15 protein-coding genes are annotated in these 20552 nt (G+C 50.9%); 6 read left to right on the top strand and 9 right to left on the bottom strand.

What is annotated here, in order from left to right; all coding sequences use genetic code 11:
• Positions 1 to 732: VapE domain-containing protein (locus tag BACCOPRO_RS16155; RefSeq protein ID WP_008145326.1), on the top strand; the 732-nt coding region annotated here is incomplete at its 5' end.
• 15 nt (positions 733 to 747) lie between these two features.
• On the opposite strand, the gene BACCOPRO_RS16150 is transcribed toward BACCOPRO_RS16155, so the two are convergent.
• The 3 genes from BACCOPRO_RS16150 to BACCOPRO_RS16140 are packed head-to-tail and all read right to left on the bottom strand — an operon-like array spanning position 748 to position 4567.
• Entirely contained in the window at positions 748 to 1887 is a 1140-nt protein-coding gene (locus BACCOPRO_RS16150) for a GumC domain-containing protein (protein ID WP_008145324.1), read from the bottom strand.
• 5 nt (positions 1888 to 1892) lie between these two features.
• Positions 1893 to 4304 (bottom strand): polysaccharide biosynthesis/export family protein, encoded by a 2412-nt coding sequence (locus tag BACCOPRO_RS16145; RefSeq protein ID WP_008145323.1) that lies wholly within the window; start codon positions 4302 to 4304, stop codon positions 1893 to 1895.
• A 44-nt stretch (positions 4305 to 4348) separates the two neighbouring features.
• On the bottom strand, positions 4349 to 4567 hold the full coding sequence (locus BACCOPRO_RS16140) for a DUF4248 domain-containing protein (RefSeq protein WP_008145321.1): 219 nt from the start codon (positions 4565 to 4567) through the stop codon (positions 4349 to 4351).
• A gap of 490 nt (positions 4568 to 5057) precedes the next feature.
• On the opposite strand from BACCOPRO_RS16140, the gene BACCOPRO_RS16135 reads away from it, so the two are divergent.
• Positions 5058 to 5558 carry an HU family DNA-binding protein gene (locus tag BACCOPRO_RS16135; protein WP_008145314.1) on the top strand — a complete coding sequence of 167 codons (501 nt, stop codon included), beginning with the start codon at positions 5058 to 5060 and terminating at the stop codon, positions 5556 to 5558.
• Positions 5559 to 5749: 191 nt separating this feature from the next.
• The gene (locus tag BACCOPRO_RS17925) at positions 5750 to 5863 is read left to right on the top strand and encodes a smalltalk protein (protein ID WP_022278031.1); all 114 of its coding nucleotides are present in this window, start codon (positions 5750 to 5752) and stop codon (positions 5861 to 5863) included.
• A 92-nt stretch (positions 5864 to 5955) separates the two neighbouring features.
• Here BACCOPRO_RS17925 and BACCOPRO_RS16130 read toward each other — a convergent pair whose 3' ends face one another.
• Positions 5956 to 6516 (bottom strand): UpxY family transcription antiterminator, encoded by a 561-nt coding sequence (locus BACCOPRO_RS16130; RefSeq protein WP_246497738.1) that lies wholly within the window; start codon positions 6514 to 6516, stop codon positions 5956 to 5958.
• Between the two features lie 429 nt (positions 6517 to 6945).
• Between BACCOPRO_RS16130 and BACCOPRO_RS16125 the strand changes: the two genes are divergently transcribed.
• Positions 6946 to 7845 carry an Abi family protein gene (locus BACCOPRO_RS16125; protein ID WP_008145311.1) on the top strand — a complete coding sequence of 300 codons (900 nt, stop codon included), beginning with the start codon at positions 6946 to 6948 and terminating at the stop codon, positions 7843 to 7845.
• 125 nt (positions 7846 to 7970) lie between these two features.
• The gene (locus tag BACCOPRO_RS16120) at positions 7971 to 9050 is read left to right on the top strand and encodes a YeiH family protein (protein ID WP_008145310.1); all 1080 of its coding nucleotides are present in this window, start codon (positions 7971 to 7973) and stop codon (positions 9048 to 9050) included.
• 83 nt (positions 9051 to 9133) lie between these two features.
• Here the strand turns inward: BACCOPRO_RS16120 and BACCOPRO_RS16115 are convergent, their stop codons facing one another.
• Together BACCOPRO_RS16115 and BACCOPRO_RS16110 are read right to left on the bottom strand one after the other, a co-directional pair.
• Entirely contained in the window at positions 9134 to 11335 is a 2202-nt protein-coding gene (locus BACCOPRO_RS16115) for a M64 family metallopeptidase (RefSeq protein WP_008145309.1), read from the bottom strand.
• Between the two features lie 21 nt (positions 11336 to 11356).
• On the bottom strand, positions 11357 to 11812 hold the full coding sequence (locus tag BACCOPRO_RS16110; RefSeq protein WP_008145308.1) for a BACON domain-containing protein: 456 nt from the start codon (positions 11810 to 11812) through the stop codon (positions 11357 to 11359).
• A 238-nt stretch (positions 11813 to 12050) separates the two neighbouring features.
• Between BACCOPRO_RS16110 and mnmA the strand changes: the two genes are divergently transcribed.
• Positions 12051 to 13121 carry a tRNA 2-thiouridine(34) synthase MnmA gene (gene mnmA, locus BACCOPRO_RS16105; RefSeq protein WP_040311611.1) on the top strand — a complete coding sequence of 357 codons (1071 nt, stop codon included), beginning with the start codon at positions 12051 to 12053 and terminating at the stop codon, positions 13119 to 13121.
• A gap of 2 nt (positions 13122 to 13123) precedes the next feature.
• Here mnmA and BACCOPRO_RS16100 read toward each other — a convergent pair whose 3' ends face one another.
• The 3 genes from BACCOPRO_RS16100 to BACCOPRO_RS16090 form a co-directional block, all read right to left on the bottom strand.
• Positions 13124 to 15283, bottom strand: coding sequence for an alpha-L-fucosidase (locus BACCOPRO_RS16100; protein WP_008145305.1), 2160 nt, complete (start codon positions 15281 to 15283; stop codon positions 13124 to 13126).
• Positions 15284 to 15460: 177 nt separating this feature from the next.
• The gene (locus BACCOPRO_RS16095) at positions 15461 to 17257 is read right to left on the bottom strand and encodes a RagB/SusD family nutrient uptake outer membrane protein (RefSeq protein ID WP_008145303.1); all 1797 of its coding nucleotides are present in this window, start codon (positions 17255 to 17257) and stop codon (positions 15461 to 15463) included.
• A gap of 24 nt (positions 17258 to 17281) precedes the next feature.
• Positions 17282 to 20545 (bottom strand): SusC/RagA family TonB-linked outer membrane protein, encoded by a 3264-nt coding sequence (locus BACCOPRO_RS16090; protein ID WP_008145302.1) that lies wholly within the window; start codon positions 20543 to 20545, stop codon positions 17282 to 17284.
• Between the last annotated feature and the right edge of the window lie 7 nt (positions 20546 to 20552).

Here is a 20552-nt window from a genome sequence, read left to right as displayed (position 1 = left end):
AACCTGCTGCCGCCGGAACTGCGGAAGTATTTCTGCGTGAAGTCCGACTTTGCCCAGATGACCAAGGACGACCAGCTGCGCCTGACGGAATTTGCCCTGATCTGCCTGGAGGAGATCGAGGAGCTGCGGCCGGAGGCGCTGAGCCGCATCAAGGCGGTATCGACCACCCTGATCATCAACGAGCGGAGGGCGTACGGGCACTTCAAGGAATCGAAGCCGCACATCGCCAGCTTCTGCGGAACGACGAACAATGTCAACTTCCTGACCGACATCTCAGGCGACCGCCGCTGGTTTCCCATGGAGATCACCGCCATTGATGATCCGTATACGCACCCCGTGAACTACAGGGGAGTGTATGCCCAGGCTTACGCGCTCTGGAAAAGCCGTTTCCGCTACTGGCTGAGCAGCAGTGAGGTGGCGGAGGTGAACCGCCGCAACGAGTATTTCCGGGCACCGGATCTGGAAGCGGACCAGATCCAGACGTATTTCCGCCGTCCCCTGCCGGGGGAAGCGGCTGTCTTCATCACCACGGCCCAGATCATCAGCCGCATCAGCGGGGGAATCCGCCAGCTGATGAGCCCCGCCAAGGTGAACCAGCTGATGAAGAAGCTGGGCTTCGAGGCAGTGCGCAGCGGCAACAAACGGGGCTATCTGGTAGTGGAACTGACACTGGATCAGGTGAACCAGAACCGCAGTGCCCTGGGGCATTATCTGCGGGAAGCGGAAGCCTGATATTCCGCAAGAGGATCAGGACAGGGCGCTGCGGAACTTCTGCCAGTAATCCTTACCGAGAAGTTCCCAAGCAGCCACGCCTGCAACGGCGAGGAAAATCCATCCCAGCACGATCACCTTACGGCTGGTGCCGGAAGGTTCTCTCGGAACGACGGCAGGTTCCACCACGGCAAAGACGGGCTTTTCTTCCTGTACCTTGGCCCGGGCCACCTGCAGCTGCTGGGCTACCTGGCTGTAGACCTGATAGGCAAGCGACATATCGTTCTGAAGCCGTTCGCGCTCGGCCAGGGTACTCTGGAACACCACGTTGCTGTTGGCATCCACATAGTTCGCATACCGCTGCTGGGCTTCATAATATTCCGCCTGACGTTCCCGGTAAAGCTGTTCCAGGTAACGGCAGTCTTCCTTCGCCTTGCGGGTGCGGTAAGCAGTGATATACTGTTGAAGTTTGGAAACTACGCTGTCGGCAACCGTGGCAGTGACCTTGGGATCCTGCAGGGTAACGGTCAAAGTGGTAATTGACGTCTTTTTATCCACATCAGCCAGCACAGACTGACGAAGAGATTTTAATTTTCCGGCCTCTTTTTCTGAAAGTTCAATGGAACCTCCGGCCGGGGAATCCGTATCAGTAAGGGGTTCTTCTTTCGCCGGACTGAACAAAGACTTGATGCCGCCGACCGCCATACCGGGAAGCCCCAGAACAGTATTCCACCAGGGGGCGGACTGTTCGTCCAGATAGGCAACAAGGGTGGTATCCACCTTGCCGTTGGCCGTACGGACACGGGCATCGAAGAGTTCCAGCAGGAAAGGGGTAGAAGCCACAATATCGGGAGCCAGTGTCGCATTCAGGGCATCGGGGCTGTCGCTGCCCCCTCCACCCAGAAAAGAGGCGGCCATACTTGCCAGTCCTCCCCCGCTCTTGCCGCTGCCCATTTCGGGGGAAAGGGTCACACTGACCGTATATTGCTTGGGAATGCTCAGGGCAATGATCACGCCTGCTACGAGTCCCACGGCGGCAGCGAGATATAATTTCCTGCGGATGGCCAAAATGCGACGGATCAATGCCATCCAGTCAATTGTCAGTTCGTCCTCCTCCCCGCCTTCAGGACGGGTGAAGAGGGGCTGTTCCATCTTATCAGTTTTCTTTTCTTCCATAGGTATTACTTCTTGATCAGGTTCGTAATTGTGGCGAACATGGTAGCGAGGGAGCCGAAGGAGCTGGCATAGCCCAGGATCTCACCCACATTGACCTTGCGGTCTTTCTTGCTCGGCACAATAATTTCACACCCCGGTTCGATCTTGTCGCTGTCGCGGCTGCCCACCTGGGTGACCTGACCGTTCATATAGATAATGAATTTCCTGGATTTCTTCGCATTGTCGGCATAGCCTCCTGCCTGGTCGAGGTAGTAGCTGACATTCTTGCCTTTCAGGTAGGCCACCGTGTTGGGAACCATTACGGCACCGTCGATCTTCACGGTGTTGTTCATCTTGGGCACACTGATAACATCCCCTTCACGCAGCACCAGGTCGTACTCGCCGCCGGGATTGGCCAGGGCTTTCTCCAGATCGAGTCCCACACTGAAAGTGTCTTCCACACGCACACCCAGCGAGTCCATCATGGCCTTGCCGAACTGGCGGTTCATGATCTCAAGGACATCGCGCATGCGCTTCTTTTCATCCTCATTCGCCACACGGGTCAGTTTCGCTCCGCGCAGGTAGGCCCTGGGAGTAGCACCTCCGGCCTTGTGCAACAGGTCGGACAGGCGTTCTTCGCGGCTGGTCATCGCATAGGTACCGCCAAACAGCACTTCGCCGGTGACCTGTACGTTCTGCTGGGCCTGATAGCCCGGGCTGCGGCGCACGAACACCTGATCATAGGGCTGGAGCACAAATCCCTGCTGGCCGTCGATCACAAAGCCGTCCTTCAGGGCAAAGGTGAAGGTCTGGCCGATGCTGTCGGTGTAGCTGGTACTCCTGGGGTCCTTGATACGGCGGGAAACATCCACCCGTACGGTAGAGGCAGCCTCACGCAGACCTCCGGCACGGATAATCAGGTCTTCCAGCGTCATGTTGTCCGAGAAGGAATAGCTGTCCGGACGGGCAACCTCGCCATAGATCATCACATCGCCGCGGTCTTCCAGGTCATGGATGCTGGGGATGTTCAGGATGTCATTCTTCTGCAAGGGGATATCGGGAGAAGTACCGTTCAGGATGCCTGCCACATCGACACTGACAATCTCAGTCGTCAGGTCGGGACGCTCGCGCTGGAGCACGGCACGCTTCATAAAGGCATCGCCGGTCAGCCCTCTGGCCTCGGTGATCAGGGCACGGACGGTGTTGAGTTCTCCGCTCAGCTGGTAAATGCCGGGACGATAGACCGCACCGCGGATTTCCAGTTTGTTGGTGAAGCGGTTCAGGATGGCTTCGGCCGTCACCACGTCGCCGTTGCGCATCTGGTAGGCACTGAAGTCCTTGTCCCTGACAGTATTGATTTCATATTCTTCCCCGTTCTGGCGAACCACACGGAGAGATTTCGTATAGGCTTCGGCATCGAATCCGCCGGCATACTGAATCAGGGTGGCCAGGGATTCCTTGGCCTTCATTTCGAAACGCATGGGGCGCTTCACGTTGCCGCTGAACCTGACCATCACTTCATAGGCAGGCACAATGATGACATCGCCTTCCTGCAGACGGATATCGTCCTGGATCTTGCCCTTCATGATGAAGTCGTACACATCGACATCGGCGATCTTCTGTCCGGAGCGGACTACCTGCACGCTGCGGAGACTTCCGATCTCGTTCACGCCGCCTGCCCGGTAAAGCGCATGGAAGACGGTGGAGAAGCTGCTCAGGGCATAGGTACCCGGCTGCATCACCTCACCCATCACATTGATCTGGATGGTACGGGTATTGCCCAGGGTCAGACGGATTTCCAGATTGCCCTCGGCACTGTCGAGACCGCTGTACGTCTTGCCCAGCACCTTCTTGAGGTAATCATTGGCCGCACTCACGGTCATGCCGCTCAGGGAAACGGGGCCGATCTTCTCGATATTGATGGTTCCGTCGGGAGAAATCTGCTGACGGATGGTATTCTGGCTGGTTCCCCAGATGTCGATGATCACCTCATCGCCCGGGCCGAGCCGGTAGTTGGGCGGAGTAGCCAGATTGACACTGGGTTCAAAGGTAAGATTGCGGGTATTGAAAATGTTGCGTCCGAACACCTGATCCTCGCGGGCAAGTTCGGCAGCATCGGGCTGCGGAGTTTCCAGCGCTGTGGAAGTGTCCTCCTTCACCGCCTCGCGCAGGCGGGCTTCATTCAGTTCGGTACCGCTCATCTGAGAGGCATTGACTCCCTGCTGCTGTTCGTACAGTTTCTTTACTCGTTCGGCCTGTTCGCGTGTGACGCCTCGCCGCGCCAGTTCAGTAGCCAGCTGACGCTGGTCCTTCCCTTCGGCCATCCCCTGTTTCACGTACTCCAGTACCTGCTGGTCGCTCATGGTCTGTGCACAGACAGAGGGAGCAGCAAGGAACAGACACAGAAACAACGGAATTACCAGTGAATGTTTCTTCATATCTACTTCTTAAGTTTTTGTATAATGATTGTTTTTATTGACTTTCAGGGCTCCCCCAACGCCTCGACGATCAGGCGGACCTGAGCGGGCGTAAAGCTGCGCACCTTCTGGCTGAAACCGGACGCATGAAGCGCATCGACCAGTGCAGGCTGCAGGGAAATCCAGTACATCAGTTTGCGGCGGGCAGCCCCTGCCGTGATGTTGGGAGCATAGCAACGGGCAAGTTCCCCGATGCCGTAAGAGCGAATCTGAAAAGTATCCATATCTTTGTTTCCGTTAATTGATTATAGGATAAAGATACTCATTTTCAGTGATATAAGCAAGCTTTTCCGGACTCTGTTCCGGTCTTTTTTCACCTCCGGACCGTGTGTCGCCACACCCCTGTCGGGCCTTATCGTGCATCATCGCCCGTCATTCGCCGACAAGCGTCCGTAAGGTGCAAACCGTTCTTCGGAAGGTGTTACCTTTGTCATACAGACAACGGGAAGGAAGGTTCCGGACAAGCTCTCCGGATTATCCGGAAAATCCAGAGAAACCGACAGGTGGTTACCTCAGCAACGACTGGTCGATGCAGCTGAATCGACCGCACGATCCCTTCGCAACGACTGGTCAATATCCTGGCATCGACTGGTCAATACCTCAGCATCGACTGGTCGATATCCTGGCATTGACTGGTCAATGCAAGGAATGGCCGGAACCCGAAAGTCCGGAGTCTGTAAGGAACTTATTTATTAACTCTTTATTTATCGTATTATGTTAAACTACAGTATCGCCATGAGAAGCAACCCCATCGACAAGGGGGCTCCCAAGAAAGCTTATGCCACTTCACAGTACAGCGAAGTGATGAACATCAACCAGTTTGCCGAACATATTGCCAGCCACGGCAGCGTGTACAAGCGTTCCGACGTGGCGGCGATCCTGACCATGGCGGTGGACTGCCTGCGGGAACAGCTGCTGGAAGGCAAGAAGGTGGAACTGGGCGACCTGGGTTTCTTCTATGTCCGCATCAGCGGTGAAGGGGCTCCTTCGGCTGCCGAGTACAATCCGGCCATTTACGTCAAGAAGCTGAACGTGAAATGGCAGTGCGGCGCCCGCTTCAAGGATCTGCTGGGTGAAGCCGTCTTCAACCTGGTGGCTCCGCGCTCTGTCAGCCAGAAAGTGCTCAAGGCCCACAAGGCCGGTGAAACAACCGTGGATATCTCGCCGGAGGTGACGGAGGAAGAAACGGATGACCAGGGCGGCATGGGTGTCTGACCAGCGGAAATAACTGACGGGAACTGACGCGCGACGGCGACCCTTTCCAGACAGGCGGTGAGCGGACTCTCCGAAAATGACTCCGGATCCGCCAGGCACAAGTGGCTTTCACCAGGGAAAGCAGGAAACCGTTCCGTCAGGCTCCTCAGTGCTTCCGACCCCAATTATATAAACCTTAATCTTAACTGCTTATGGAAAATACCAGCAAGAAAAAAACAATCTGGAGCCTGGTGCTCAAAGTGATCATCACCGTGGCAACCGCCGTCGCAGGTGCCTTCGGACTCAGTGCCTGCGGGGTGATCTAGCGGACGAAACCGGAAAGGATTCCTGATTTGAAGGAGGGCTGCACAAGGCAGACCCTCCTTTCTTTTTCAGTCATGAAACACTTAACCAGCGGTTAAATTTCTTCGATCAGTTCGCACCAGGTGTAGCTGATCCGCAGCAAAGCGGCACTTCCGCTCACCTGAATGGCGATATAATGGCGTCCTCCGTAACGGACAAACTGTCCTTCCATACCGAACAGCGGTCCCTTGCGGACAACCCGCACCCGGACATTTTTCTTGTTCTTCAGTTTTTCGGGATCAATGAACCGCGTCCCCTGGATCTCGGGGTTGGTGGCCCGTATGAAATTCTGCATCTCCCGGTTGGAAATGATACAATAGTCGGCACTTTCCCGTCCGCGCCTCATGAAATACGTGGGAAAAGGAATGGACTGCTGCAAACGTCTGCACCATTCGCGATCGTAGTGGTTACATCGTATGAAAAGCAGATTATGGATGGCGGGAACAAGAATCCGTTCGCAACGTCCGCTTCCATCTTTTGCGTCCTGCAGCTCATAAGTCTGGGGGATATAATAAGGTATCTCTGAGTCACGAAGAAATTCGGCCACCTGCAATTCCTTACAGTAGGTGGTCTGCAACGGGATCCATATCGGGTTTTCTTCGATCGTCTGTTTCATTTCTTTACCTGTCGTAATCTGGCTGAAATTTTTCCGCATGTATATTCTTCTCTCTCCACCAGGTCCTGCAGGAGCCCGGTATATCACATCTATTTGGTTGACAATAAAGAGAAATGAAATAAAACATGCTTCCGTCTAGGAGAGACCGGCCCTCCCACAGCTGCCAGGTTGTATCATTTCGGCGCAAAGATAAGTATTTTTCTCATTGATGATACACTTTTACTCCTGTTTTAACCAAATATTCCCGTATATTACAAAACAGGTATTTACATTTCCATTACAAAAACCAACTTTAGGTTCAACGGGGTAAAAAAATAACGTTCCCAATAGTAGGTTATTTCATATATTCTCACTACCTTTGCCCCATTAGAACCCGCCAAGCCTCTTGACAATGCTCAAATCGGCGGGTCGTTTTTTTATTCTACATATATGAAAGCAAATTTCGTCAAGCCTTATTCCTCTCCAGAACAAATCGTTCAAATTCTTAAATCACGTGGAATGCTAATAGAAAATGAGCATAAAGCGGCCAGTTATCTGATGAACATCGGTTATCATCGCTTATCTGCATATATTTACCCATTTTACAAAAGCCCCAAAAATGATTTATCACTAAAAGAGGGAACAAAATTTGAGGAAGTCTTGACGCTTTATCGCTTTGACAAAAAATTACGTATTCTACTTTTCAACGAAATAGAGAAAATCGAAATTGCCATTCGCAGTGTATTAGCTAACATCGGATGCCAGGAATTAAATGACAAGTATTGGATAACAGAGGCTGCATATTTTGCCAATACAGATAAATTTAATCAGACTTTGTCAATCATAGACAAAGAACTGATATCAAGTAAAGAGGATTACATTGAAGAATTTCGACAAAACTTCATTGAAACATATCCTCCGGCATGGATGAAAACAGAAGTGCTGTCTTTTGGGAACCTGAACTATATTTATTCCAATATATCAAAAAACCAGCTGATGAAGCACATCGCCGGTTATTTCGGTCTGAAACCACAAGTTTTTACCTCATGGCTAACCGTACTTGCAAACTTGCGTAACATGTGTTGCCATCATGCAAGGGTATGGAACAGAAATTTCATGCTGAATCCAGCTGAACCACGCAAAACGGTAAATGCATGGATTGATACCACAACAACGGATAAGAAAAGAATTTACTATCGCCTGTGCATCATACGACATTTCCTTGCTTCAGTATCCCCCAACAACAACTTCAACCAAAAACTTTCTAACTTATTGGCTGATTTTCCTTCGATAGATATAACAGCAATGGGATTCTGTCGGAATTGGAAAGAAGAAAGCTTGTGGAAATAATTCTCCTGAACACTCTGCTTGACAAAAGCGGATATTACTTCCGGTTATAGGGTATAAAAAAAGGTGAATAGCGAAACCGGAAAGAATGTATTACCTTTGCAGCGGATTAAAAAAGAGATAAAACTATGTTCAGTAAAGAAAACAGAGCAAATACCATTCACGGTATTTTATTGATTGCCTTATTCTCATTCGCTGCGTTCTACATCGCCGAAATTCCTTTCGTGAAAAGTCTGTCATTCAGTCCGCTGATTGTGGGTATCATCCTGGGTATGCTGTATGCCAACAGCCTGCGCAACAAGCTTCCCGAAACCTGGGTGCCGGGAATCAAGTTCTGTACGAAGCAGATCCTGCGTGCCGGTATCGTACTCTACGGATTCCGCCTGACGCTGACACAGGTAGCTGCCGTGGGACTTCCGGCTGTGGTGATCGACACCATCATCGTGGCAGGAACCATCTTCCTGGGCGTATGGCTGGGCAAGCTGCTGAAAATGGATAAAGATACTTCGCTGATGACGGCTACGGGAAGCGCGATCTGCGGTGCTGCGGCAGTGCTGGGTGCCGAACCGGTCGTGAAATGTGAGGGCCACAAGACAGCCATCGCCGTATCGACGGTGGTGATCTTCGGAACGATCTCCATGTTCCTCTATCCTATCCTGTACCGCGCCGGTATGCTGGATGCGCTGGGTGACACGGGAGTAGCAATCTATACGGGAAGTACCCTGCACGAAGTGGCTCACGTGGCCGGTGCGGGTAACGCAATGGACCCGACCGACACGCTGGGTATTGCGGGTACGGCAACCATCACCAAGATGATCCGTGTCATGATGCTGGCTCCGGTGCTCGTGATCATGAGCTTCGCACTGGCCGGCCGCAAGAAGGCTGCAACAGAGGGAGGCACGACCCAGAAGAGCAAGATCACCATTCCCTGGTTTGCCTTCGGATTCATCGGCATCATCTGTCTGAACTCACTGCTGCAATACCTCTTCGGAGTGGACAGCGTGAAGGAAATTCCGCTGAACGGTGCCATTGAATACATCGATACATTCATGCTGACCATGGCCATGACTGCTCTGGGTACGGACACCAGCATGGAGAAATTCAAACAGGCAGGTGCGAAACCTTTCCTGCTGGCCGGACTGCTTTACATCTGGCTGCTGGGCGGCGGTTACCTGCTGACCAAGTGGCTGGTTCCGATGATCGGATAAGCCAATGTATGGGATGAAAAATGGTTCAGGGGAAGTCTGGTTTGTGGTTCCGGACTTCCCCTGAATGGTTTTTACAACGGATCTTATTTTCCCAAACGGCTTCTTGCCTCACTTGCAGGATAATTGTATCGGATCGGTGAGGCTCCTTTCAGCATTTCAGGCATTGAAATACTCCGGGAAACAACTCCCCAGTCTATCCGTTGCCGATTGATCTCATCATATTTCAGAAATTCTTCAAAGTTATACATGCCACCGGACTTCTCCATGATACGACGATAAATGCTCTGTCGGCTTGGTGCGTTAAAGCCACCGCTATTATACCGCATGATACTATTTTCCGTAGCCCGATATACTCCTTTGGGATAATAATCAGCTCCTTCATAAATTCCGATTTTTTCATTTGCATAGCGGGCATCCGACAGAAAATATCCCCACGACACTTGCAAAGGATCAGAGGTCACATCAATGTTCATGGATTCATTTATAGCATGAAGTTCCTCAACTCCAGCTGAATAGGGATAATAACCTTCAAATTCAGTATATTCATCGGCCAGTTTTCCAAATCCATGCCCGCAAGCTTCATGATGGATCAGATATTCAAGATCTTGCCCACCCTGACCATACAGACAGAAAGCTGCCGAAAAACCATCAGACCACATCGAACAATTGGAACGGAACGGTGCACTTGAATTCAACAGAACAATGGTAGTTACATCAGCTGTCTGATAATTCGTTTCCGCCATCTTATAGCAATAATCAATAACCATCAGAGGATTTGTAACAAATGTATTCCTCTCAAATTCTACTGAGGTCTGAAATGCTGTATTCTCCCCAAGTATTTCATTTCTGGACACAACATTGACCATATACACATCAAAGTAATCCTGAAAAGAAGCATATGGTTCTTCTGAAAAGAACGCCTTCATGGCCTGTTCGGCATGGCTCCGATATGTTCCATCGGCAATCAGACGGTCAGAATAGGCATCACCGAAAATCACCAGTTTCAAACCATCTCCTACTGTGTGAGTCTGAAGAGTAACAACAGACCCATCCATCGAATAATCAGTGGATTCATACGTAGGGAATATCAATTTATATCCTTCCTGCTGAAAAAGAATGCCACCAAAACCAACTTCATTCCACCACTTACTGGCAAGTATTTCATCCGGCACGTTTCCACTTAGCCTGTTGCCGGTCAAATTCATGTAATTCAAATTTTCCAGATTAGCCAGAGAAGCAGGAAGGTTTCCGGTTAATCCATTTTCAGATAAGGAAAGACTCCTGACACGTCCATCCCAATATTCAACTCCATACCATTCATATAAAGGCTTGTCACTGCACCAGTTCTCATGATTGATCCAATTGTCGCCATCAGTAGCATTATACAGATCTATCAACGCCTGCTTTTCCCGCTGCTGAACCATCATTACATCTTCAAATTCCATTTCATCAACCGTCAGATCATATACATGCCCGGGGAGAAAACCACCTTCAGGGGCTTTCCGTTCCAAAATTGCCTGATCGGCTGTTCCATCATTCTTGAAAAGAAAAAAAGTAATGACGTTGTCTTCTGAAGTCGGGAGTACAGCCAGATAACAGGTAACCACCTCTTTATCGGCTATCTTATCAGCAGGTATCAGATACCACATGTGATTATACTTTACTCCGCAAACCATCTCTTTCTCCATATCAAAGTAAGGTAAATTACCTTCTTCGGTTACAGGAATGAGAGGCTCTACCGAACGAACAAACAATCCCTGTGCATTATCCAAAAGTTCCACACGAATATTAAGTTTCAAAAAAGTAAACAGATGACTAAAATGCAAATGCAATTCTCCATTCTGCATCTGGCTTTTAGCGTACATGAAGTCAACAGCCGGATCGGGATGATCCTCACAATAAGATTGTGTAAACAGATCTCTGAAGGGAAGATGAGGAAAACTTAAAGCAGATTCTACATGAGGATAATATGCATAGAACTCTCCCCCTTCTTTTTTCTCTAAAGGTGTATCAACCGGAGCAAAATCAACCTGCTTTCCTTTTGTAAGAGCTTTATAACGTATTGCCCTTGACTGCCCTTCCGGGAACAGACCAATCAGGTCACCTTCATCCCATGAAACAACAACTGCATCTTCGCCCACATCATATACAGTTCTTGATGACTGATCTATAACACCTGTCACACGGATACTTCCATTTTGCCCATCAAATGACTGCTCATCCGTACATGCTGACATACTCCATACCAAAAACAGCAAACCGATATAAATTCCTATGTTTTTCATTATATTTCCTTTCTTTTAAAGTTACCATTTGTCAACCGGCATATCGTCTGTATTTTCACCCTCTGGAACAAGATACTGACTATTCCCTTCCTGAATAACTGATACCGTCTGATAAAGTTCACCACTCCGGATTGTCACAACTCCATTCCGTTCTTCTTTATTCCAATTCTCTCCTATGGTCAGACTGATGACAGAGTCTCCTGCACCTCCTGTAAGGGGAGTTATACTTATCCATGAAGAGAACTGATCATCCAGTTCAACACTCCACCTCCCATCAGAATGAAGTTGTATAGAAACTGTCTCTCCACTTTGAGAAATATTCCAGGAAGTCTGTGATTCCGGTATTTCAAGAATTGTGGCAGAAGCAGAAGAACCCGCATTCTCCTTTTCACAGGAAAAGAGGAATACACTAAACATTAAAATTATCACCCGAAAAATTCCAGAATGGGACTTTGGAAAATTAAAAAAGACAAACATAACCTATCTGTTTAAAAGTTTACGGATTTGTGAATTATGTGGCTAAATATATAAAGAAAATATCAAAAAATCAATACATTCAGAAAAAATTATTACATACTCCCGTAAAATCAGATATATTATCAATGATTACAGAAAATAAGCCAGCACGATGAAAGCTACGGCTATGCAGAGAATACCCCAAACAGGGTATTTCACCTTCGGGAAAGTGGAGCTAACTTTGCCGCAAAAATACTTCATGAATCTGGCTGCATTGATTTCGGGCGGAGTGGACAGTGCCGTAGCGGTCCACCTGCTCTGCGAACAGGGCTACAAGCCCGACCTGTTTTATATCCGGATCGGCATGGATACCGACGACGGACTGAGCTGCACGGCGGAAGAGGACATCGAACTGGCGACGGCAACGGCCCGCAAGTATGGCCTGAAGCTGGAGGTGGTGGATCTCCAGCAGGAGTACTGGGACCGGGTGGTGGCTTACACCATCGACAAGGTGAGACAGGGCTTCACGCCCAACCCGGACGTGATGTGCAACAAGCTGATCAAGTTCGGATGTTTCGAGGAAAAGGCGGGACATGCGTACGACCGGATTGCGACGGGGCACTATGCGTCGACCTGCGAACGCGAAGGGAAGGTGTGGCTGGCAACGGCCAAAGATCCGGTGAAGGATCAGACGGATTTTCTGGCTCAGATTGACTACCTGCAGGTATCCAGGCTGCTGTTTCCGCTGGGGGGACTGATGAAGCAGGAGGTGCGCGAGACGGCTCTGGCGGCACGGCTGCCGAGTGCCCGCCGCAAGGACAGCCAGGGGATCTGTTTTCTGGGAAAAATCAACTACAACGACTTTATCCGGCGTTTCCTGGGCGAACGGCCGGGGGCAATCGTGGAACTGGAAAGCGGCCGGGAGATCGGTACGCACAAGGGATTCTGGTTTCACACCATCGGACAGCGGAAAGGACTGGGACTGAGCGGAGGTCCGTGGTTCGTGGTAGACAAGGACCCGGAGAAGAACCTGCTGTTCGTATCGCGGGGATATGACACGGTGCATCAGTACGGGCGGAAGTTCCGGCTGACGGACTTTCATTTCATTACGGAAAATCCCTGGCCGGAAGCCGGGGAACAGGAGATCTGCTTCAAGATCCGCCATACGGACCAGTTCCTGCCGGGGGTGATCCGACCGGCAGGAACCGGTTATGAGGTGGAGAGTCCGCACCTGATCCAGGGAATCGCACCGGGTCAGTTCGGTGTGATCTACGACCGGGAGGCACGGCTCTGCATCGGAAGCGGGGAAATCCGCCGGTGTCCCGGATAAATTCACTTCAGCAGGATGCCGAACTCGGCTCCCGTAGCGTAATTGCCTTCCAGCACGCGCAGGGCTGTCAGCTTGAGATAGCGACAGGACACGGGAGTCTTCAGTCGGAAGGAACGGTAGACCGGTGCCTGACGGATGTTGGGAATAAAGTCTTCGTATACCGGTGTCCAGTTTTTGCCGTCCTCGCTGGCCATGAGAGCAAGGCGGTCGATTACCCCCTCGCTGCTGTTGTCCTGACGGGGCGTATAGGAGAATCCTTTGACTTCCTGTGTTTCGCCCAGGTCGATCACCAGACTCTGCGGACGGAAAGCAGCATCCTTGTCCTGAGAAGGGGAGCGCCAGAAGGTCTGGTCGTCATCATCCACCAGGGCCCCGGCTGCGGCATAAGGCTGCCCGTCGGCGGTCAGGATGCGCCAGTTGCGCTTGCAGGCATCGAAGGTACGGACAGCTTCCTCACCTTTCCGGCCGTCCTTGTCGAAGGCTACGGCACGGACAGCTCCTTCCCGGGCAAAGGTAAACGGTCCGGTATAAAGCGGAGAGGAAACCGAAGGCACGGAACCGTCGGTCGTGTAGCGAAGCTGGTAGACCGGACGTTCCACCTGAAGAGACACTTCGCCCGCCTTGGTGCGGCTGATCACGGGAGCAACGGCTCCGTCGGGTTCCTTGTAGCATCCCACTTCACTGACAGCCAGGGCAACCGGTGCATAGAAGCGGATGCGCAGAGAGGAAGTCTCCACATAGTTTTTCAGACGGATCAGACGGCAGGCACCGATGCTGGTGGCTCCGGCAATTTCTTTCCAGGTTCCGCCGACCTTCATATCGACTTTCACCGAGTCAATGCGCTGGCCCAGCTTGATGTTTTCGCGCAGTTTGATGATATTGAATGTTTCCGTACGGGGAAAATCAAGAACCAGTTCGGCTGAGGTTACCTTGTCGTCGGTGGCCCAGTAGGAATAGCGGTCTCCGTCGGTCAGAAGGGCAGTGCCGTAATGTGCCTCATCCCCACCCCGCACATTGGAAGCATGCAGCGTGGCTCCCCTGGTCAGGTCATCGCGGAACGTAGCTTCCAGGTAGCGTCCGAACTCTTCCAGGGCAAGCTTGTCGGGCTCATCCTGTTCCCCCAGCGGATTGATCGGGAGGTTCAGATCCCATCCCTGTCCGCGTCCGACACTGTTGATATAGATGTCGAACAGTTTCTGGGGAGTCTTGACGGTCAGGCTGTCGGAAGCGTGCCAGGTGAAGCGCCGGCGCAGGGAGAAGTCAGCTTCGGCAGGAATCCAGTACTGGCCGTTGCGGTTTCCTTCGTTGATGCGTTTGATGTGTTCGGGCGCACCGGAAGGGATCGGCCGTCCGTTCCATTTCTCACCGGGAGCAAACAGGGTAGCCCAGCAGGTCTCGCCGGCATATCCTTTCTCATTGCCCACCCAGCGCACGTCGGGTCCCGGATCGCCGAAGATCACGGCATTGGGCTGCAGTTCGCGGCAGAGAGCATAGATGTTTTCCCAGTCGTAGTAGTCGAGGAAGCCTCCGCGGTATTCATTGGCACCGCCATAATATCCGTCGCCACCCTCACCCGGAGCACCGTCGAACCAGATGATAAAGAGATCGCCGTACTGGGTGAGCAGTTCCCGGAGCTGTGCCTTGAACATATCCAGGTATTCGGGAGTACCGAACTTGGCCGTATTGCGGTCCCAGGGAGAAAGGTAAACCCCGAACTTCAGCCCGTGCTTGCGGCAGGCTGCCTCCCACTCGCCTACCCAGTCGCCTTTTCCGTTGCGCCAGGGAGAACGGGAGATATTGTAGTCGGTCGTGCGGGAAGGCCACATACAGAAGCCTCCGTGGTGTTTCGCATTGATGAGGAATCCCTTCGATCCGGCTTTCTTGGCACGGAGCACGATCTCTTCGGCATTGAAGTTTACGGGATTGACGATCTCGGGAGACTCGTCGCCCCAGCCCCAGTCTTTATCAAGGTAATTGATCTGATTGAACTCAATCATGTTATACATCTCCATCTCATGCCACTGCAACTGGCCCTGTGAAGGAAGTGCCCCGTAGGGAGCAGGTGGAGGAACTGTCTGTCCGGAAGCGGTCAGAGCGGAAAGAGAAGCGCAGGCTGTCAGTACAGCCAGCAGGGAACGGGTTGGTTTCCACACATGTTTCATAAGTATTTTCTGTTAAGATGAACACAAAAGAACCGTCACCGGGACGATCCGGACACAAAGATAACCCATCCCGTCTTTTTTGCAAAGGAATCAGGTGGAAAAATAAAGGTACAAAAAACAGGAACAGCCGTATATGTGAGACTGTCCCTGTTGGTTTATTCATGGCTATGCTTTCAATCAGAAAGAAAGTCCGTCATTCCATCCCGGATTCTGTGTCAGATTCGGGTTCAGCGAACGTTCATTGATAGGAATCGGATAGAGATAGTCGCGTTCCTCATTAAAGGCAGTACGCGAAATGTTATGGTGATAATCAACATATCCGCTTTCTCCTTCGGTCAGCACGATGTCAGATCCGATCTTGTACACCTGTGCATCCTTTTTATCAGGTTTGGTATCGCCGGTATAGAGAACGACATCCGTCACGCCGTCACCGGAAAGATCGTATTCACCTGCACCGGGGAAATACATACCGGTAATGGACTGATTCACGCAGGAGCCTGCTTTCCAGCGCACCAGGTCATCGAAACGGAATCCCTCCTGAGTGAGTTCAATGGCACGTTCCCGACGGATTTCGAGAATCACTCCCTGATTGCTTCCGGTCACGTTGGTATATCCATATTCAGCTGAAGAAAGGTAACTGTCCGGATTAGCGTTGGCAGCGGCCATATCCAGATGCGGCATTGCCACACGGTCACGGATCACATTAACGGTCTTGTCAAGATCAGCCTGTGTCAATGTGCCAAGTTCAGCCTTAGCTTCCGCATAATTCAACAGGACTTCAGCATAGCGGAAAACCGGAAGGTCGCAAGTAGAACGGTCGTTACGGTCTACCTGTCCGCCAGAAGCAGTCGGATCCTGTACAAACTTGACAGGCTGGTAACCGGTTACGCTGACCGACAAGTCAGGAGCCAGAATTTCAGTCTGGCCGATACGGTGATACCCCGGAGTACGGACAGTCTGAGCCAGACGCGGATCGCGATCTTTCACTTCTTCGGTGAAAGGCATTTTCTCCCATCCTGCACGGTCGGTAAACGGTGTTCCGTCTTTCATCAGGTAGGCATTGATCAGTTTGCGGGGCAGTCCCGGACGTCCCTGTGTCGGAACCAGAGTATGTGCCGTAGCATTGTGGTAAAGACTCATACCATAATCGAATTTGATAGCCAGGATATACTCATCGGGATTGGCATCTTCTGCGGCAAACAACATCAGATAGTCTTCTTCGGGATTACCGGTGGAATACAGATGATACTTACCGCCATTGATCAGTTCCTCAGCAGCCTTCACAGCCTGTTCCAGATAGTAGGCGTAATCGTGTCCGTCCAGTGATACATTGTGGTATTTGCGATAGGTTCCTTCATACAGACAGAAGCGGGCCTTCAGAGCCAGGGCTGCCCAGCGGTTCACACGGAAAGGACTGCTGGTTTCTTCTTCTTTGGCAGGCAAGTTCTCAATGGCGTAATCAATGTCGGCCAGCATATTGGTCATCACCAGTTCACGGGAATCGCGTGCCTTATAGAGTTCCTCATCGGAAGAGAAGAGTTCCTTGTCATACCAGGGTACATCTCCGAAGCGTTTTACCTTGTCGAAATAGAAGTAGGCACGGAAGAAGCGGGCCAATGCGGAATACTTGACCGCAGCCTCTTCATCCTCACACTTATCAATGTTTCCCAGCAGGGTATTGACATTGCGCAGTGCAGTCCAGGTCCATCCTCCTCCACTGGCGGGAACGATGCGGTTGGATCCTCCCAGCAGTTCATCCGACAGCTCCTGCTGTACATATACATCACTCTGCTGGTCGTAGGGTGACTTGTCGAGAATCGTGTTGTAAAAGTTGTTGCTGAAAAGCTGGAGATCTGTTTCAGTCCTGAAATAGTTTTCTTCCGTGATATCGCTCAGCGGGGTCTTGTCAAGCCAGTCATTACAGGATGAAAGAGCAGCCATCAACGTAAAAGCCAATAAAATATTTTTTTTCATATTATGTTCTGTTAGTTTAAGTCATTAGAAAGTAACGTCAATACCGAACAGGAATGATTTCTGCCACGGATAATAAGCATTGTTATATGCATCGCTTCTGTCAATAGCCGCTTCGGGATCTACATATCTGGAATGTTTCTTCAGCGGCGACCAGTAACAGAGGTTTTCACCGGTAAAGTAAATGCGCACAGATTCGATTCTGGCTTTTCCGGTCCATGACTGAGGGAGTGTATAGCCGACTGTCAGGTTCTTGAAGCGCAGATAACGCAGGTTCTGCAAATAACGGTCGTTCACGTTGCTCAGCACCCCACCGCTGGCAGAGTAAGCCATCGCACGGGGGAAATAGGCATCCGTATTTTCAGCAGTCCATACATCGGCCAGGAAGTCCTTCTGCAGGAACGACAGATACGGATAAGAGTACGGGCCCCAGAAAGGCATTGACTGTCCGGCAGGATACCAGTAGTGATTGCCTGTTCCCTGGAAGAAGGCGGAAACATCAAAACCGTTCCACTGCGCACTGGCTGAAATACCGTAAGAGAAGGAAGGCAGAGAATTGCCGAGGATCTTCCGGTCGCCGGGGTTGTCGACATTGTTGCTTCCGATGCCTATCTTGCCGTCACCGTCGAGATCGACGAATTTCACGTCGCCGGCCTGCCATCCGCCGGTCTGTCCCTTGAGTACATAACTCAAGTCAACTTTTTCAGCGTATGCCTTTGCCTCTTCGTCGGTCTGGAACAGTCCGTCTGTCACATATCCCCAGATCTCACCGATTTCCATTCCTTCATAATAATCTTTGGCAAATGTCTTGTTCTCGTTGTCGTATTTCGTAATCACACTCTTGTAGTCACTCAGGTTAAGTCCGACACTGTATTCAAAAGGCTTGTTTCCCAGTGTCAGGCGGTCACGCCAGTTCAGGGTGATTTCATAACCTTTCGTACGCAAGTCGGCTGCATTCATATCGGGCAGGTCGGCACCATACACTCCGGGCAGATCCACACCATCGGTAAGCATGTCCTTCGTATCGCGGATATAACCGTCCACCGTCAGGTTCAGACGGTTGCCCAGCATGGTCAGGTCGAATCCGAAGTCCCACTGCTGTGCAGTCTCCCAGGTTATTCCCGAAGCGATGGGTGCGCTCAGTGAAGAATACTTGGGCAGCACACTTCCTTCCCCGAAAGTATATCCCAGACTGGAGATGGAAATCAGGCGGGCAAAAGAATAATAAGAAGAGATGTTCTGATTGCCCAGACTACCGAAAGATCCTCTGACTTTCAGATTGTCTATCCACTGGCGTACAGGCTGGAAGAAAGATTCTTCGGAGATACGCCATCCGGCCGAAGCTGAAGGGAAGAATCCCCAGCGGCTTCCAGAAGCGAAACGGGAAGTTCCGTCATAACGTCCGCTCACCTCAAACAGGTAACGGCTCTTATAATCATAATTGATACGTCCGAAAATACCCAGCAGGGCATATTCATTCTGTCCTCCGCCTACTCCGGTGATCGTAGCACCTTCCGCATTCTGTCCCACCAGATCCAGGTCGTCGAGATCAGTAGAAACAAGGTTTTCACCGTATGCCGAAATATTCTTGTTCTTCCATGCTTCATAGTTCATACCGCCTACAACCGACAGGTGATGAGCCTGGTTGAAGGTGTCATCGTAGGTTCCGAAAATGTTGGTAGAGTAATACTGGTTCGTATTGACAGCCTCATCCAGACGATTAGCTCCGGCTCCGGTTGCATACGACAACAGTTCACCATCCGGATACTCCCGGTAATACATCACGTTTGAACGGCTGGTATTGCGCGACTGGTACTGGCGATAAGTAAAGTCTCCGGTGAAGCTCAGCTCCCTGATCGGAGCATACACCAGACGGGTGGTATTGGTGAAGTCCGTACTGCGTTCCACATTGCGGTGTGAATTCTCACCCAGAAGGATATGGCGTCCGTTGGCCACCTTGTAGTTCAGATAAGGTGTACTGTAGAGCCAGGATCCGTCAGGATTCTTCTGCGGGAAACAAGCCAGTGCATGACGGGCACTGTAGGCCAGTGTATTTTCAACGTCACCGTCACCCAGATAGCTGTATTGTGAGCTGTAGAACGAAGTATTGTTCGACATGGTCAGCCATTCATTGATACGGAAATCGATTTTCGAACGCAGATTGTATTTCCGGTATATATCCGGATTCTCACGCAGGATACCTGTCTGTTTGTCGTAGGATCCCGAAACGAAATATTTTACATCATCCTTGCCTCCGCTGATGGACACATTGTGCTGCTGCATCGGACGGTTGTCACGATACAGGCTATGCCACCAGTCATAGTTTCCGTAGTAAACCCACTGGTTACGTCCGTTTCTCACGTCTTCCACCACCCAGGGACGATCCGGATGTTCAGTCTTGTCGTTCACACGGTTCCACAGTTCCTGCATATCCTGATCGGTATAATCCACATAAAGCGTACCCGAATTGGCTTGCCAGAACTGATTGATGGTATATACTGACCAGTAACCGGTTGTTTCATAATCAGTGGAAGTGGTAGGTGCCTGCCATCCGAAACGGCCGCTGTAACGTACAGTTGCCTTGCCGCCTTTGGCAGCTCCCGACTTGGTTGTCACAAGAATCACACCGAATGCAGCACGTGCACCGTAAATGGCAGCGGCAGATGCATCCTTGATAACGGAAATGGATTCCACATCATTGGGATTGACTCGGTCGATATCTCCCACGGCACCGTCAATCAGTACCAGCGGTTCCGATTCATGGATGGAAGTGATACCGCGCACATTGATGGAAGCGGAACTGCCCGGCACACCCGAAGAGGTCGTTACATTCAAGCCGGCTACTGTACCCTGCAACATACTGCTCAACGATTTTGTGACACGGTTTTCCAGTTCTTCACCACCTACGGAAGCAACAGCTCCGGTCAGATTCACCTTCTTCTGTTTACCATAACCGACAACCACTACCTCGTTCAGCAAGACCGCATCTTCGCTCAGACGTACGGTCACATTGGACTGTCCGGAAGCAACCGTCACCTTCTGCGGGACAAAACCCACATACGACACATTCAGAACTACCTTCCCTTCGGGCACTTGAAGTGTAAAGGCACCGTCAATATCAGTTATCGCACCAATGGTAGTGTTCTCAATGGTTACTGTCACCCCGATAAGAGGCTCCTCATTTGTATCGAACACTTTTCCCGATATGCTTCTGTTCTGTGCCGAAAGCACCATACTGCTTCCAGCCAACAGGAGTATCAGGAATAAAACTACAGATTTCAATATATTCATCACTTTA

This window comes from Phocaeicola coprophilus DSM 18228 = JCM 13818, from assembly GCF_000157915.1.
GTDB classification, from domain to species: domain Bacteria; phylum Bacteroidota; class Bacteroidia; order Bacteroidales; family Bacteroidaceae; genus Phocaeicola; species Phocaeicola coprophilus.
This window is presented reverse-complemented; position numbering and strand designations above follow the sequence as displayed.